Below are 14,830 nucleotides of genomic sequence, written 5' to 3' on the forward strand. Positions count from 1 at the left end.
ACCGAGCACCCGGGCACGACGGTGAACTGGCTGGACCAGCCCGCCGACGGGTACGCCGACAAGCTGGCCGCGGACGCCTGCGCGGACGCCCACGACGTATCAGGAGCTGAAGGACCAGGCCCTGGTGCTGGCGCGGCACACCAACCGCGCGGTCGCGATGTACGGCCAGACCCCGGATGTCGAGGACCTGGGCCTGTACGGCGCGGACCTGATGAACCCCGAAGACACCAAGTTCACGTTCAACGGCCCCCAAGGCGTCGAGCTGGTCACCCTGTTCAAGCAGATGTACGACGCCAAGCCGCTGCTGCCGGAGGCCTTGACGGCCACCTACACCGGCTCAGGCAAGAAGTTCATGGCCCAGCAGGTCGCGATGTCCTCCGGCAGCGCGTACCTGAAGAACTTCAGGACCGACGCGCCCGGCCTGTCCGCCAACGTCGGCATCACCACGCCGATGTCCAACACCGGCAAGGCCAACATGTACCTGCAGGGTGTGTCGGTGGGAACTCGTTGTTCGTCGCGGTGGCCAACGTGGTCAGCAACTGTGTCGGCGCGGCCATGTCGGGCTACGCGTTGGCGCGCATGAAGTTCCGGGGCAAACGGTACACGCTGCTCGCGTTCCTGCTGGCGTTGCTCGTTCCCGGCGAGACGATCATGATCTCGCAGTCCCTGATGATGCGGTCGGCCGGTCTGACCGACACCCTGGTCGCGGTCGTCCGGCCACGCGCGGTCGAGCAGCTGCTGTCCGTTGTGGACGCCGTGGTCGAGCGTGGGCTGGCCGTGGCGGTCGACGGGTTGCAGGGCCACCTGTCCAGCTTCTACTTCCGTCCGTCGTGGACGGTCACGTGGCACCGGCGGAACCTGTTCACCGACCCGGACGTGGTCACCGGCGCGCTCGCCGAAGCGTTACGGGACCGGCCGAACTTCCTCGGGATGACCCTGGGCAACGAGTTCAACCAGTTCTCCGACAAGCCGCATCCCGACGCCGATCCGGCCACTTCCGGCGAAGCCGAGGCCTGGCTGACAACGCTGCTCGACGCCTGCGAGGAAGGTGCGCCCGGCGCGTTCCACACGCACTGCGAGTACGACGCGGTCTGGTACCAGGACGGCCCGTTCACGCCGGCGCACGCCGCCCGGATCGGCGCGGCCACCAACGTGCACTCCTGGGTGTTCAACGGGACTGTGCAGAAGTACGGCCCGTTGTCCACGGCCAGCGTGCGGCACGCGGAGTACCAGGTGGAGCTGGCGGCCGACGCCACGCGGCCGGTGTGGCTGCAGGAGGTGGGGGCGCCGAGCCCGCACGTGCCCGCCGAGCTGGTCGGGGACTTCGCCGAACAGACCGTCCACAACGCACTGACGTGCGCGAACGGTGGTGCTCGCACGACGTGGACCGGCGGCTGGTGGACTTCCCGGAGCTGGAGTACAGCCTGGGCCTGCTCACGTCGGACCGCGAGGTCAAGCAGATCGCCGCCGCCGTCCGCGAGGGGCACCGTCCGGTGTCGCGGACCACCGCGCTGGTCGAGGCCGACCGGTCGGCGTGCGGTCCGGGCGGCGCGTTCTTCGACGCCTGGATGGCCATGGCGGACAAGGGAGTCAGGGCGGCGGTGGTGCTCGGCTCCCGGGTGGACGACACTGGGTACCTGGCCGAACGCGGCATCACGGACCTCATTGACTGGCGGGAGCGGCAAGCAGATGCACGATGATCGGAAACTGGTGGAGGACCGGGTCAGCCGGGTCCTGAAGGAGCGCGTCAAGCCGGCGGTGTACTCGGCGTCGGTCCCGGCCGAGGTCGCGGCGTGGACGGTGCCGGGCGAGCCCGTCCCGGTCGCCGAGGGCCTGGCGGCGCGGTACACGCCGGTCGAGGCGGGATACCGGTGGGGGCCGGCGTGGGGCACGAGCTGGTTCCGGATCGCGGGAACGGTGCCCGCGCAGTGGGCGGGCCGGACCGTGGAGCTCGTCATCGACCTGGGGTTCGACGACCGGATGGTGGGCTTCCAGTGCGAAGGCCTGGTCTACCGGCCGGACGGCACGCCGGTGAAGGGCCTCAACCCGCGCAACATGTGGCTGCGGCTCGACGAGTCCACATCGGACCTGCTGTTTTACGTGGAGGCCGCGGCCAATCCGGTGCTGCTGGACTACCATCCGTTCCAGCCGACCGAGCAGGGTGACCGGCTGACGTCGTCGGCCGAGCCGCTCTACCGGATCCGTGAGGTCTCGCTCGCGGTGTTCGAGGACGAGGTGTGGCAGCTGGTCCAGGACATCGAGGTGCTCGACCAGCTGATGCGCGAGCTGTCCCCGGACAGCGCCCGCAGGTGGGAGATCCTGCGCGCGCTCGACCGGGCGATGGACGCCATCGACCTGCAGGACGTGGTGGGCACCGCCTCGGCCGCGCGGGCCGAGCTGGCCGAGATGCTCGCGCGGCCGGCGTCGGCGAGCGCGCACCGGATCGTCGCGGTCGGACACTCGCACATCGACTCGGCGTGGCTGTGGCCGACTCGGGAGACCGTCCGGAAAGTCGCGCGCACCACGTCGAACGTGACTTCACTGATGGACAGCAACCCGGAGTTCATGTTCGCGATGTCCTCGGCGCAGCAGCTGGCGTGGATCGCCGAACACCATCCGCGTGTGTTCGAGCGGGTCAAGGCGAAGGTCGCGGCCGGCCAGTTCGTCCCGGTCGGCGGGATGTGGGTGGAGTCGGACACGAACATGCCCGGCGGCGAGGCGATGGCCCGGCAGTTCGTCCACGGCAAGCGGTTCTTCCTGGAGAACTTCGGGGTGGAGACCGAGGAGGTGTGGCTGCCGGACTCGTTCGGCTACAGCGCGGCCATGCCGCAGCTGGTCACGCTGTCGGCCTCGAAGTGGTTCCTGACCCAGAAGATCTCGTGGAACACGGTCAACAAGTTCCCGCACCACACGTTCAACTGGGAAGGCATCGACGGAACCCGGGTCTTCACGCACTTCCCGCCCGCGGACACGTACAACTCGGAATTCTCCGGCAAGGAGATGGCGCACGCGGCCCGCAACTTCCAGGAGAAGGGCCGGGCCACGGTGTCGCTCGTGCCGTTCGGCTGGGGCGACGGCGGTGGCGGCCCGACCAGGGAGATGCTGGCCCGCGCGGCGCGGCTGGCCGACCTGGAGGGCTCGCCGCGGGTGACGATCGCCCGGCCGGCCGAGTTCTTCCAGCGGGCGCAGGCGGAGTATCCGGACGCGCCGGTCTGGGTGGGGGAGCTGTACCTGGAGTTCCACCGCGGCACGTACACCAGCCAGGCCAGGACCAAGCAGGGCAACCGGCGCAGCGAACACCTGTTGCGGGAAGCCGAACTGTGGGCGGCCACGGCCGCTGTCCGGCTCGGCCGGCCGTATCCGTACGAGCGGTTGGACCGGATCTGGAAGGTGGTGCTGCTCAACCAGTTCCACGACATCCTGCCGGGCTCGTCGATCGCGTGGGTGCACCGGGAGGCCGAGGAGGCGTACGCGGCCGTCGCCGCGGAACTCACCGAGATGATCACGGACGCGCAGCAGGCTCTGGCCGGAGAGGGCGGCTCGACGGTCGCGTTCAACGCCGCGCCGCACTCGCGGGACAGCGTCCCGGCTGGCGGCGCGTCGGTCGTGGTTCCGTTCGAGGGGACGCCGGTTCAGGTCGGTGAGACGTCGTCGGGTTTCGTGTTGGACAACGGGATCATCAAGGTCGTCGTCGGCGCGGACGGCCTGGTGACGTCGGTGTGGGATGTCGCCGCCGGCCGGGAGGTGTTGGCCGGGGCCGCCAACCTGCTGCAACTGCACCCGGACTTCCCGAACATGTGGGACGCCTGGGACGTGGACTCGTTCTACCGCAACAGCGTCACCGACCTGACCGATGTGGACAGTGTGGTCGTCGAGGCGAAGGAGCCGGACCGGGTCGCCCTCCGGATCACCCGCTCGTTCTCGAAGTCCACGGTCAGCCAACTGGTGACGCTGCGGGCCGGTAGCACGTGCCTGGACATCGACACGGACGTGGACTGGCACGAGACCGAGAAGTTCCTGAAGCTCACGTTCCCGCTGGACGTGCGGGCGGACCGGTCGGCCTCGGAGATCCAGTTCGGGCATGTGTACCGGCCCACCCACACCAACACCAGTTGGGACGCGGCGAAGTTCGAGATCTGCGCGCACCGCTGGGTGCACATCGCCGAACCCGGCTACGGCGTCGCGCTGGTCAACGACTCCACGTACGGCCATGACGTCACGCGAACCGCCCACACCACGACCGTGCGGGCATCCCTGCTGCGTGCCCCGCGGTTCCCCGATCCACGCACCGACCACGGCCCGCACAAGTTCCGGCACGCCCTGGTGGCCGGCGCCGCGATCCCGGACGCGGTCCGCGAGGGCTACCGCGTCAACCTGCCCACCCGCACGGTCACCGGCTCACGGCCGGTGCGACCCCTTGTGTTCGTGGACAATCCGAACGTCGTCGTCGAGTCGGTCAAGCTCGCCGACGACCAGTCCGGCGACGTCGTCGTCCGGCTCTACGAGTCCGCTGGCGGCCGGGCGCGTGCCCAGCTGGTCGTCGACTTCCCCGTGTCCGAGGCGTTCTCCACCGACCTGTTGGAACGGAGGTGGTCGGAGTCCGTGCCGTTCGAGGTCGTCGGCGGCAGGACGATGTCGATCTCGTTGCGTCCCTTCGAGATTCTCACCCTGCGACTGTCTGGAGTCGCATGACGGCGGCGACGATGAGGTAGATCGTCACGGTGGCCGGCCGTGCGCCGGCCACCGCAATTCCGTGCGTTTCCAGCGAAAATATCGATCAAATATCAATTCAATGGCGGTATCGTAGGATCATTGGAATTCAGCGCATTTTCCGGAGTGATCGGAAAATGCTGAGGACCACTAACGAACGGTGTTTTGCTCCGTTCAGTCGGATGCTGTGCGCGAGGATTGGGCTACTGTGCGTGTAGCGCCTCGGTCGTCGTCGATCATCATCCGAAAGGTGCCTCCATGATCACCACCCTGCTCTCGCTTGCCCTGGCTGCGTTCACGATCACCCCGCAGGCGGCCGTCGACGAGGTCCCGGCCGGTCACGTCACCGTCGACATCGTGTCCGTCAACGGTTCCGGATGTCCGGTCGGGACAACGGAAATCGCTGTGGCGGACGACAACTCCGAGTTCACCGTGACCCACCACGGCGACTTCACCGCGCGGGTCGGCCCCGGCGTCGACCCGACCGACTCGCGGAAGAACTGCCAGCTCGCGTTGAGCGTCAATGTCCCGTCCGGATTCACATTCGGCATCATCCGCGCCGATTACCGCGGCGACGTGAGCCTGCGCGACGGCGCGGTGGCTCTCCAACGCGCCCTTTACTATTTCCAGGGAATGTCCGACACGACGTCCCGGAGTCATCCGTTCCGTGGCCCGATTGTCAGCGACTGGCACACCACGGACGCCACCGACCCCGGCTCCGTCATCTTCGCGCCGTGCGGCCAGGACCGCCTTTTCAACATCAATACGGAACTGCGCGTGAACGCTGGCACGTCCGGAGCCACCAGTTCGATCTCGATGGACTCACCCGACCGCAACCCCAACGCCCACTACCGCTTCGTCTGGAAGCGCTGCTGACATCGCGAAACGACCCGGGACCGCCGGCGGGCGATCCCGGGCCGTGCCTGGTGCGCGGGTGTTCGCCTACACCTGTCCGACAAGCGTTCGGCCGCTGCGCGCGTCACCCCAGACCGACCGCGGGTCCACGTACGGTCGCAGCAACGCGGTCAACTCCGGGTCGCCGTCGCCGTTGAGTTCGATGGACGCGACCTTTCGGGCCACCCCGGCGAGGAAGTCGGCGATCTGCACGCGGGCGTCCGACCGGGAGTCGACCAGCCGCAGCCCGATCAGCCGGCCGCCGAGGATGTCCTTGAGCCGTGCGACCCGGTCCGGGGTCAGCAGGTTCTGCTGGTCGTGCACGATCGTGACCGGCGCGCCCCAGTGCTCGACCGCGCGGACGATCGCCGGGACCAGCAGGTCCAGCGTGGGCATCCGGTTCGGGTGGGTGACCAGGTCGCGGTTGCGGCGGCGCATCATGTCGTTGAACGACTTGAGCAGCGCCTCCCAGTCGCCGCGGCCGAGCCGGCGCGGCCCGGCGTCGTACAGGTCACGGGTCTGCTCGTCGGCACCCAGGAGTTCGGTGACCTTGCCGAGCAGGAAGAACGACTTCTCGGTGAGATGCACCCACGCGTGCCCGGCCACCGGCCCGGCCGGGTCGAGCAGCCACAGCAGGACCCGCCGGTGTTTCTCGCGCAGCAGGTGGTTCGCCTTGTACTCCAGCGCGGGGGAGCGGATCCGGTCGCGGATCTCCTGGACGCACGCGGCGGCCGACTCGACGCTCATGTGCACGCTGGCGTGCGCGAACACGTCGGTGACCCCGCCGATCAGGTTGTCGCCCTCCGAGCCGGACTCGTCACAGGCGATCTCCATGACCAGCGAGTCTAGGAGCAGGCCGCGCTCGGCGCGCCCGTTTTTGTCGGTAGTGGCTTTTCGATGTCCGTGGGCGGTGGGTCCCTTGTGGACGGACTGACCCGCACCGGCCATGGGCTTAGCCCGGGCGGAGGTCCGTGACTGGCAGGCCGTGTTCGGCGCGCATGCGCGCGGCCACAAGTGAGCGGTGACATGCCTCCGGGTCACGCTCGACGCAGAGGAGCGCGGTCGTCGAGTCGCTCGGCAGGTCGGCCACGAGCACGCCGAGGTCGAACCGGTCGAGGATCTCACGGGTGTAGCGCTCGGCGTACTCAGGCGCGAGCGCGACGCGGTTGCGCTTGCCCACGCCTTGGCGGTCGTCCTCGCGGTACTGGAGCTGGCGCAGCTCGGTTGTCGGCGCCAGCTCCTTCACGTGCCGGTAGCCGATGTCCACCGCGGCGAGCGAGCGCTGCAGTAGCGCTGAGTTCGCCCAGGAGTAGTCGGGGCCCCGAACGCCGCGGCGTTGGCGGAGGTCGAGCAGCAGACCCACGCCTTCGCCGGTGAGCGTCTCGACGAAAGCTCCGGCTGTGAAGCCGTAGACGCCGATCGTCGCGATGCGCCTCATCGCCGTACCGTCACGGCACGAGTGCCGGCTGGTCCACGACCCAGAGCCACGACCCGTCCGGCTGGCGGCGGGCGATCTCAACGGTGATCTCGCCGGTGGTCAGCGTGGTCGCTGTCAGTGCCAGGTCGCCGCTGACCAGCGCTGGATGCTGCCTGCCCGGCGAGAGCACCGGCGCGGCCGCGACGAACTGCTCGTACACCTTGCGGATCTCCGCGTGTCCGGTCGCGAGGTTGCCCGGCGGGAACGCCAGCACGGCGGTCGGCTCGTACAACGCCACCAGCCCGTCGACGTCGCCCGCGTTGCCGCGCTCGATGAAGTACCCGGCCAGGTCGTTCGGGTCAGTGGCCACTGTCTTGCTTGTCATGTCGATCAGCCTGCCAACGAATCACGACATCCTGTGTCATGTATTCCGGTAAAATCTTCGTGTGCGTGCCGACCGGTTGGTGTCGCTGGTGCTGCTGCTGCGCCAGCACGGTCGGCTGTCCGCGGCCGCGCTGGCCCGCGAGCTGGAGGTGTCCACCCGGACCGTGTTGCGCGACATCGAGGCGTTGTCCGCGGCCGGCGTCCCGGTCTACGCCGAACGCGGCCGGCACGGCGGTTTCGCCTTGCTGCCCGGTTTCCAGACCGAGCTCACCGGACTGAACCACGACGAGGCGCTGGCCCTCCTGGTCGCCGGATCGCGGCGCGGCGCGCAGGCATTCGGCCTCGGCTCGGCGCTCGCCTCGGGCATGCGCAAGGTGGTGGACGCGCTGCCGGAAAGCTATCGGGCCACCGCGGCCGGTGCGGCCCGACGAGTGCTCATCGACCCGGAGACCGACCTCCTCTCGCGCCGGCTGGTCGCTGAGGAGGTGCCGGACACGGTGGTGGCAGAGGTTCGGCGCGCGGTGTTCGCCGGACACAAGCTGCGTATCCACTACGCGGCCGCGGGCCAGGCCCCGAAGTGGCGCACGGTGGACCCGATCGGCCTGGTCACCGTGCGCGACCGGGGTTACCTGCTGGCCACGAGGTCTGGCGCGGACCGCACCTACCGGCTGTCCCGGGTCCTGGCCGCCGAGGAACTCGCCGAGCCCGCACAACGACCGGACCGGGTCGATCTGGACCGGGCCTGGCAGGAACGCGGCACGCGGTTTCGGACCGGCGGCGACCAGGTCACCGTGCTGGTCCGGGTGCACCCCGCGCGGCGCGAGGACCTGGTGGACACCGCGCTGGCCGTCCGCACCGAAGAGGCCGACGCAGACGGCTGGCTGCGCCTGGAGGTGTCCTTCCAGGATTCGAGACACGCCGAATGGGCGCTGTGGCAGCTCGCCACGAACGCGGAAGCCCTGGCCCCGCAATGGTTGCGCACCTCCCTGCGCGACCGCGCCGCCGAGATCGCCACCCGCTACCGAGTGTCGTCCTGAGAGTGGCTGCTCAGGCCGGAATTACTCGCCGCGGAGGGAGCGTCGGATTTCTTCCAGTTTGTCCAGTCCGGCTTTGTCGCGTTCGGCCATTTGTTCGTCGATCGATTTGGCCTGGGGTGACTCGCCGGTGAGTTCGCCCATTCCGGCCGAGGTCGCGATGCGGTTCTCGATCCGGTCGCGTACGTAGTCGAACGTGGGGACGCCGGCGTCGGTGTAGTCGATGGGGGCGAGCGGGTCGGGCATGTCCACAGCGGGCGTGTGCACCGCGGGCGTGGCCGCCGCGGGTTTGTCGAGAGCAGTGCTCTCGCTCACGATCTCGGCGTCGATGGGTTCGTCCATACCGCTCATTGTGCCCGTGATCGAGTGATGCGACCGGGCCGAGTGGGTACCCGGGGCGGCGTGAAACCGGTCGAGGTGGTGTGGGCGGACGGATACACCGTGCACGTGGCGGTGGCTGGGGAGTTGAACCTGGCCACCGGCGACGTGGTGTTGCGGAAGTTGTCGAGTCTGGTCGACCGCGGCTACGTGCACCTGGTCATCGACGCGTCGAAGGTGAGCTTCTGCGACTCGAGCGGGTTGGGCGCGTTGCTGCGAGCGCGGGCCCGCGCGTCCGCGGTCGCCGGAGACCTGACCATCCGTTCGGCCTCGCCGCAACTGCGCCGGGTGTTGGAGATCGCCGGAATTCAGAAACTGCTCCTGAGCTGAGCCGACCGGCGCGGGTTCATCCGACGGAAAATAGGCGTTCATTGTCGCGTTGTCCGCCTCTTTTAGGTTCCGTTCGTCGCCGAGCGAGGAGAACCCATGTCTGATCAGACAAAACACACAGTGAGCCGCCGGGGCGCGTTGGGAATCCTCGGTGGCATCGGGGCCGCGCCGCTGCTCGGCGCCACCCCCGCCGTCGCCGCGCCGTCGTTCGCGCCCTCGGCGGCCACCGGGTCCACGCCGGCGCAGGGCCTGCACCTCACGTTCGGGCGGGATCCCGCGCGGCAGATGGTGGTGTCCTGGATCACCGACCGGGCCGTGAACCGGCCGCGGGTCATGTACGGCACGCTCGAAGACGGTTTCGGCGCGTGCGTGCAGGCCGACACCAGCACCTACGTCGACGGCACGTCCGGCCGGACGGTGTGGGTGCACCACGCGCAACTCGAACGGTTACGTCCCAACACCAACTACATCTACGCGGTGCAGCACGACGGCGCGACACCGGACGCGGGCACGTTCCGCACCGCGCCCTCCGGCCGGGCGCCGTTCACGTTCACCAGCTTCGGCGACCAGTCGGCGCCGCAGGTCACGTGGGCCAAGGACGGCACGGTCGGGCTGGACGCCAACTCCACACCGGCCACAAAGGACATCGTGACCGGCATCGAGACCGTGGCGCCCTTGTTCCACCTGCTCAACGGCGACCTGTGCTACGCCAACGTGGACGTCGACCGGATCCGGACGTGGAACAACTTCTTCACCAACAACACCCGGTCCGCGCGGTACCGGCCGTGGATGCCGGCCGCCGGCAACCACGAGATCGAACGGCGGAACGGCCCGATCGGCCTGGGCGCCTACCAGACGTACTTCAAGCTCCCGTCCACCGAGACCGACGCCGAGCTGGCCAACCTGTGGTACGCGTTCACCGCCGGCTCGGTGCGGGTGATCGTGCTGCAGAACGACGACAACTGCCTGCAGGACGGCGGGGACGTCTACGTCAACGGCTACTCCGGCGGCCGTCAGCTGGCCTGGCTGGAGCGCGAACTCGCCGCGGCCCGGCGGTCGCGGGACGTCGACTGGATCGTCGTGGCCATGCACCAGGTGATGATCTCGTCGTCCGACGCCAACGGCGCCGACCTGGGGCTGCGCCAGAAGTACGGCCCACTGTTCGACCGCTACGGCGTGGACCTCGTGCTGTGCGGGCACGAGCACGACTATGAACGCTCGCTCGCCGTGCGGGGTGTCGTCTCCGGCAGTGAGACGCTCACCCCGAACCCGGTGTCCAGCGCCACGGACGTGATCGACACCAGCAAGGGCACGGTGCACATGATCCTCGGCGGGGGCGGCGTGTCCGGCACGACCAACGGCCGGTTCTTCAAGGACGGCACGGCGAAGGTCATCACCGCGGTCTCCGCCCAGCCGGACCCGAACACCGGCAAGCGGGTGTCCACGTACGTCAAGGAGAAGGCCATTTGGAGCGGGGTCCGCGACCTGGACCACCCGTACGGGTTCGCCGCGTTCACCGTCGACCCCGGCCGCCGCCCTGGTGGGACCACATCGATGTACGTCACGTACTACAACGTCAACAAGCCGTTCGGTGAGCTGACCGTGTTCGAGAAGTTCACCTTGCGGCGCAAACGGTCCGACGGCTGACACGACGAGAGTGGTCCGTGGTGAGATTGGATCATGCCCATGGACCACTCGATCGTGCTCATCACCGGAATCCAGGCCGCCGGCAAGTCCACGGTCGCCCAGATGCTGGCCGCGCGGCTACCCCGGTCCGTGCACGTCAGAGGCGACATTTTCCGCCGCATGGTGGTCAACGGCCGGGCCGACATGACGCCGATCGCGTCCGAGGAGGCCGTGGACCAGCTGCGCCTGCGGCACCGGCTCACGGCCTTGACCTGTGACAACTACTTCCGGGCCGGGTTCACGGTGATCGCGCAGGACGTGATCCTCGGCGACAACCTCGCGGAAATGGTCGCGCTGATCGAGGAACGGCCGCTGCACGTGGTCGTGCTCGCGCCCCGGCCCGACGTGGTGACGGAGCGGGAACGGGCCAGGGCGAAGAGCGCCTACGGCGAGTGGACCCCGGCGATGCTCGACGAGGGGCTGCGCACCTCGACGCCGAAGATCGGCCTGTGGCTGGACACGTCCGAGCACACGCCGGAACAGACCGTGGCGGCGATCATGTCGCACTACCTGATGAGCCGGTAGAACCACGGGGTGGCCGGCCACCGTCGGCGAGGGGCCCGGTAGTAGCCGAGCCGCTCGCCGAGGTGGATGCCGTACATCTCCAACGCGGCCGTGGAGGTGCGGAACAGCCGGTTACGCGGGTTCGTCGGACCGTTTCCCGATCGGTCCGGTCGCCGGGCTGAGGCGACGGCTGCCGGCCAGGGTCTGCCAGCCCGTCACGTACGCCGTCCTGGTGGTGGGGACGATCCGCGGGTCCGGCACGGTGTCGGTCGGCGTCGGGGTGTGGTGGAAGTCCGCCTGCACCCGGTCCGGCGTCACATCCACCAGGGTGAAGCCGTGGCCGAGGCCGTTGAGGTACTTGATCCACGGGTTCACGGTGGTCAGCGTGGACGTGATCTGCCGGACCGCGCCGACCGCGGCCGACGCCGGGGTGCCTTTCGGCAGCGAGCCGCGCACCAGCTCGTAGAACCCGTCGCTGGTGACCGACGGGCACACGAACTCGACCCCGGCCGACGTGTACCCGGCGCCGAGTTTGGTCGGGATGTCCATCGCCCAGGACGAGTGGATGTCGCCGGTGAGCACCACGACGTCGCCGGCGCCGGCCGGCTGCGCGGCCAGGTGGCTGATCAGGTTCGTCTGGTCGGCCTGGTAGCCGTCCCACTGGTCGGAGTTGAGCATGGTCAGGTTCGCCGGCGCGCCCAGGACGGCGCCGGGGAACCGGACCGGGGTGAACACCACCTGGTTGCCGATCAGGTGCCAGCGCGCGCCGCGCCGCGCGACGCCGTCCTTCAGCCAGCGCAACTGTTCCGGCTCGGGCAGGTGCCGGTGGGGGTCGGCCAGCTGGGCGTCCACCGCGGGGATGCCGGTCGGGATGAAGCCGCCGCCGGTCTTGGTGAACGGCGGCACGTCCACCTGCGCGCTGCGGTTCTGCCGTGTCTCCACAATGGACAGATCGCCGAGTGGGCCGAAGTGGAACCGTTTGAAGAACCGGATGCCCCGGTGCGGCACCCGGCGCTGCTCGGGCAGCCGGAACGGCATCCACTCGAGGTACGCCTGGTAGGCCGCCTGCCTGCGGGCCGCGAAACTGCCCTCAGTGCCCGGTGTGTGGTTCTCCGCGCCGGTGTCCCACGCGTTGTTGGCGACCTCGTGGTCGTCGAAGATGGTGATCCAGGGATGCCTGCGGTGCGCGAACGCCAGGTCCGAGTCGGCCTTGTGCAACGCGTGCCGCAGCCGGTAGCCGGCGAGGTCGATCGTCTCGGTCGCGGGAATGCCGTCGCGCTTGCCGACCAGCTCGATGGGGCCGTAGCGGTCGGCGCCGTTGCCGTACTCGTAGATGTAGTCGCCGACGTGCAGGACGAAATCCAGATCGTCGCGTTCGCCCAACGCGCGGTACGCCGAGAAGTAGCCGCCCGTGTAGTTGCTGCACGACACCAGCGCGAAGCGCAAGGCGTGCAGCTCGTCGCCGTCGTCCGGCGCGGTCCGGGTCTCGCCGACAGGACTCGTCTCGCCGTTGGCACGGAACCGGTAGAAGTACTTGGTGTACGGCTCCAGGTCCGTGACGTCGACCTTCACCGTGTGGTCCGAGGACGCGCTCGTCGTCACGGTGTCGCGCTGAACCACGCACCGGAACTGCGGGTCCCGCGCGACCTCCCAGTGGACCCGCATGCCCCGGCCGTGGCCACTGCCCGGGGTGGCCACCACACCGCGCTCCGGCGGGGGAGTGGCGCGCGTCCAGATGACCACGGCGTCCCCGGTCGGGTCACCGCTGGCGACGCCGTACCCGAAGATCCCGTTGCTCGCGGGCGCCGCCGCGGCCGCGACGTCGAAGACCCGAAGAGGTCCAGCCATGGCGACCGCGCCGAGCGCCGCGCCCTTCAACACCGTCCGTCTACTGGCTCCATCCATACCGCACACCCTTATCGAGCGCGCCGGGCGGAACAAGTGAACAGTTAGTAGGTGACACGGTAGGAGATGTGCGTCGCCATCCCACTCGTCGACTTGATCTGCGCGAACGCCGGCGTCCCGATGTCGTCCAGCAGGCGTTCGCCGGCACCCAGCACAACGGGGGAGATGTGCAGGTGCAGCTCGTCCAACAGGCCGGCCCGGATGTACTGCTGAACGGTCTGTGCCCCGCCGGCGACACCCACCGTCATGTCCCCGGCGGCCGCGTGCGCCTGCTTCAGCGCGGACTCGATGCCGTCCGTGACAAAGTGGAACGTCGTCCCACCCGCCATGGTCACCGACTCACGCGGGTGGTTCGTCAGGACGAAGACCGGCGCGTGATACGGCGGGTTGTCGCCCCACCACCCCGTCCACTCGAGGTCCCACGCACCCCGACCCGAGCCGAACATGTTGCGGCCCATGACGAACGCGCCGTAGCCATCGGCGAGGGCCTTGACCGCCTCAGCGTCCGCCGACCCCTCCTCGTGCTCGAACATCCACGTGTGCAATTCCTCCCCGCGCTCGCCTAGCGGGTCGGCGAGGCTCTGGTTCGGCCCGGCCGAGTAACCGTCGGCGGAAACGGTGATGTGCGCGATCACTTTGCTCATGCCCAGACTGACCCGCGCGCTGGAAAAAACTCATCGCTGATCCACCAGATTTCACCGGCAAGAGCTGAGACTTCGTTCATGACTACGTCAACAGTTGAAAACATAAGTGACGAAAAGTCGAAGTAACAGCTCACGAAGGCAGGGGCCTGAGTGTGCGTCGCTGCCGTGCTATCGCTGGTACGCGAGCCACTCGTCGAAGGTGGTCGGGGCGATTCGGGCGGTCTCGTCGGGCAGGAGGACGTTGCCGGCCATTTCCAGGCCGAACAGGGTTGCCCAGGTCGGCACCAGTTTCACGGTGCGGCCTTGGGCTTCGTTGGTACGCCTCGCCATGTCGACGAGGTCCTGTGGCTCCGGGCCGGCGATGTCGACGCGACCTTGCTGTGGGGCACTTGCGGCGACTTCGGCGAGAACGTCGGCGACGTCGTCGGGGGCGATCGGCTGGACGAGCAGGGGGGCGATGGCGGCGATCCCGTCCTGCTCCGCCCAGCTGGCCACCATCGCGGCGAAGTCGTGGAACTGGGTGGCCCGGACGATCGTCCACGGCACGGGGCCGGCGGCCACGAGGCGCTCCTGTTCGCGTTTGCCAGCGTAATGGGCGTTGCCTTCGACGCGGTCCACGCCGACGATCGACAACAGCACGTGATGGCGGACGCCGGCCCGGTGTTCGGCGGCGAGCAGGTTCTGGGTGGTGGCGTTGAAGTAGGCCACTGTCGCGGCTCGGTCGGTCGTCGGCCCGTTGGCGACGTCGACGACCGCTTCGACGCCGGTGAGTGCCTGGTCGAGTCCGTCGCCGGTCTGGAGGTCCACGCCCAGTGCGCGGCTGACGCGCACGACATCGTGGCCATCCCGGTCGAGCGCGGTGACCGTACGGGACCCGATGTTCCCGGTCGCGCCGACGACTGCGATCCGCATGACGATCTTCCTCTCCACGTCGTTACCGTATC

At 68.8% G+C, this 14,830-nt stretch carries 14 protein-coding genes; 7 read left to right on the plus strand and 7 right to left on the minus strand.

All coding sequences use genetic code 11. From position 1 onward, the window contains the following. The first annotated feature begins 124 nt into the window (after positions 1–124). From EV192_RS39180 to EV192_RS39190, 3 genes are all read left to right on the plus strand, one after another. Positions 125–583: a type 2 periplasmic-binding domain-containing protein gene (locus EV192_RS39180; protein ID WP_132123687.1), complete on the plus strand. Its 459-nt coding sequence runs from the start codon at positions 125–127 to the stop codon at positions 581–583. Then, positions 529–4,692 (plus strand): glycoside hydrolase family 38 N-terminal domain-containing protein, encoded by a 4,164-nt coding sequence (locus tag EV192_RS39185; RefSeq protein ID WP_243727353.1) that lies wholly within the window; start codon positions 529–531, stop codon positions 4,690–4,692. The genes EV192_RS39180 and EV192_RS39185 overlap by 55 nt, the downstream gene beginning before the upstream one ends. A gap of 276 nt (positions 4,693–4,968) precedes the next feature. Next, the gene (locus EV192_RS39190; RefSeq protein WP_132123688.1) at positions 4,969–5,586 is read left to right on the plus strand and encodes a DUF4360 domain-containing protein; all 618 of its coding nucleotides are present in this window, start codon (positions 4,969–4,971) and stop codon (positions 5,584–5,586) included. Between the two features lie 66 nt (positions 5,587–5,652). Here EV192_RS39190 and EV192_RS39195 read toward each other — a convergent pair whose 3' ends face one another. The 3 genes from EV192_RS39195 to EV192_RS39205 form a co-directional block, all read right to left on the minus strand. Further along, positions 5,653–6,438 (minus strand): DUF3800 domain-containing protein, encoded by a 786-nt coding sequence (locus EV192_RS39195; protein WP_132123689.1) that lies wholly within the window; start codon positions 6,436–6,438, stop codon positions 5,653–5,655. A 118-nt stretch (positions 6,439–6,556) separates the two neighbouring features. Further along, positions 6,557–7,042: a DUF488 domain-containing protein gene (locus EV192_RS39200; protein WP_132123690.1), complete on the minus strand. Its 486-nt coding sequence runs from the start codon at positions 7,040–7,042 to the stop codon at positions 6,557–6,559. Between the two features lie 10 nt (positions 7,043–7,052). After that, positions 7,053–7,391, minus strand: coding sequence for a nuclear transport factor 2 family protein (locus EV192_RS39205; protein ID WP_132123776.1), 339 nt, complete (start codon positions 7,389–7,391; stop codon positions 7,053–7,055). Between the two features lie 76 nt (positions 7,392–7,467). Between EV192_RS39205 and EV192_RS39210 the strand changes: the two genes are divergently transcribed. Further along, positions 7,468–8,442, plus strand: a complete 975-nt coding sequence (locus tag EV192_RS39210) for a helix-turn-helix transcriptional regulator (RefSeq protein ID WP_132123691.1) — start codon at positions 7,468–7,470, stop codon at positions 8,440–8,442. 21 nt (positions 8,443–8,463) lie between these two features. Here the strand turns inward: EV192_RS39210 and EV192_RS39215 are convergent, their stop codons facing one another. Continuing rightward, a complete protein-coding gene (locus EV192_RS39215; RefSeq protein WP_243727355.1) occupies positions 8,464–8,781 on the minus strand; it encodes a hypothetical protein in 318 nt (105 codons plus the stop codon). 60 nt (positions 8,782–8,841) lie between these two features. Between EV192_RS39215 and EV192_RS39220 the strand changes: the two genes are divergently transcribed. The 3 genes from EV192_RS39220 (at position 8,842) to EV192_RS39230 (ending at position 11,358) form a co-directional block, all read left to right on the plus strand. Further along, the gene (locus EV192_RS39220) at positions 8,842–9,147 is read left to right on the plus strand and encodes an STAS domain-containing protein (protein ID WP_165960859.1); all 306 of its coding nucleotides are present in this window, start codon (positions 8,842–8,844) and stop codon (positions 9,145–9,147) included. Positions 9,148–9,243: 96 nt separating this feature from the next. Further along, positions 9,244–10,794, plus strand: coding sequence for a purple acid phosphatase family protein (locus EV192_RS39225; protein ID WP_132123693.1), 1,551 nt, complete (start codon positions 9,244–9,246; stop codon positions 10,792–10,794). A gap of 39 nt (positions 10,795–10,833) precedes the next feature. Continuing rightward, positions 10,834–11,358 carry an AAA family ATPase gene (locus EV192_RS39230; protein ID WP_132123694.1) on the plus strand — a complete coding sequence of 175 codons (525 nt, stop codon included), beginning with the start codon at positions 10,834–10,836 and terminating at the stop codon, positions 11,356–11,358. A gap of 111 nt (positions 11,359–11,469) precedes the next feature. Here EV192_RS39230 and EV192_RS39235 read toward each other — a convergent pair whose 3' ends face one another. The 3 genes from EV192_RS39235 to EV192_RS39245 form a co-directional block, all read right to left on the minus strand. After that, positions 11,470–13,242: an alkaline phosphatase D family protein gene (locus EV192_RS39235; RefSeq protein WP_132123695.1), complete on the minus strand. Its 1,773-nt coding sequence runs from the start codon at positions 13,240–13,242 to the stop codon at positions 11,470–11,472. Positions 13,243–13,286: 44 nt separating this feature from the next. Continuing rightward, a complete protein-coding gene (locus EV192_RS39240) occupies positions 13,287–13,886 on the minus strand; it encodes a dihydrofolate reductase family protein (protein ID WP_132123696.1) in 600 nt (199 codons plus the stop codon). Positions 13,887–14,054: 168 nt separating this feature from the next. Further along, a complete protein-coding gene (locus EV192_RS39245) occupies positions 14,055–14,798 on the minus strand; it encodes an SDR family oxidoreductase (RefSeq protein WP_132123778.1) in 744 nt (247 codons plus the stop codon). Between the last annotated feature and the right edge of the window lie 32 nt (positions 14,799–14,830).

The sequence above is a fragment of the Actinocrispum wychmicini genome (assembly GCF_004345645.1).
Lineage (GTDB): Bacteria > Actinomycetota > Actinomycetes > Mycobacteriales > Pseudonocardiaceae > Kibdelosporangium > Kibdelosporangium wychmicini.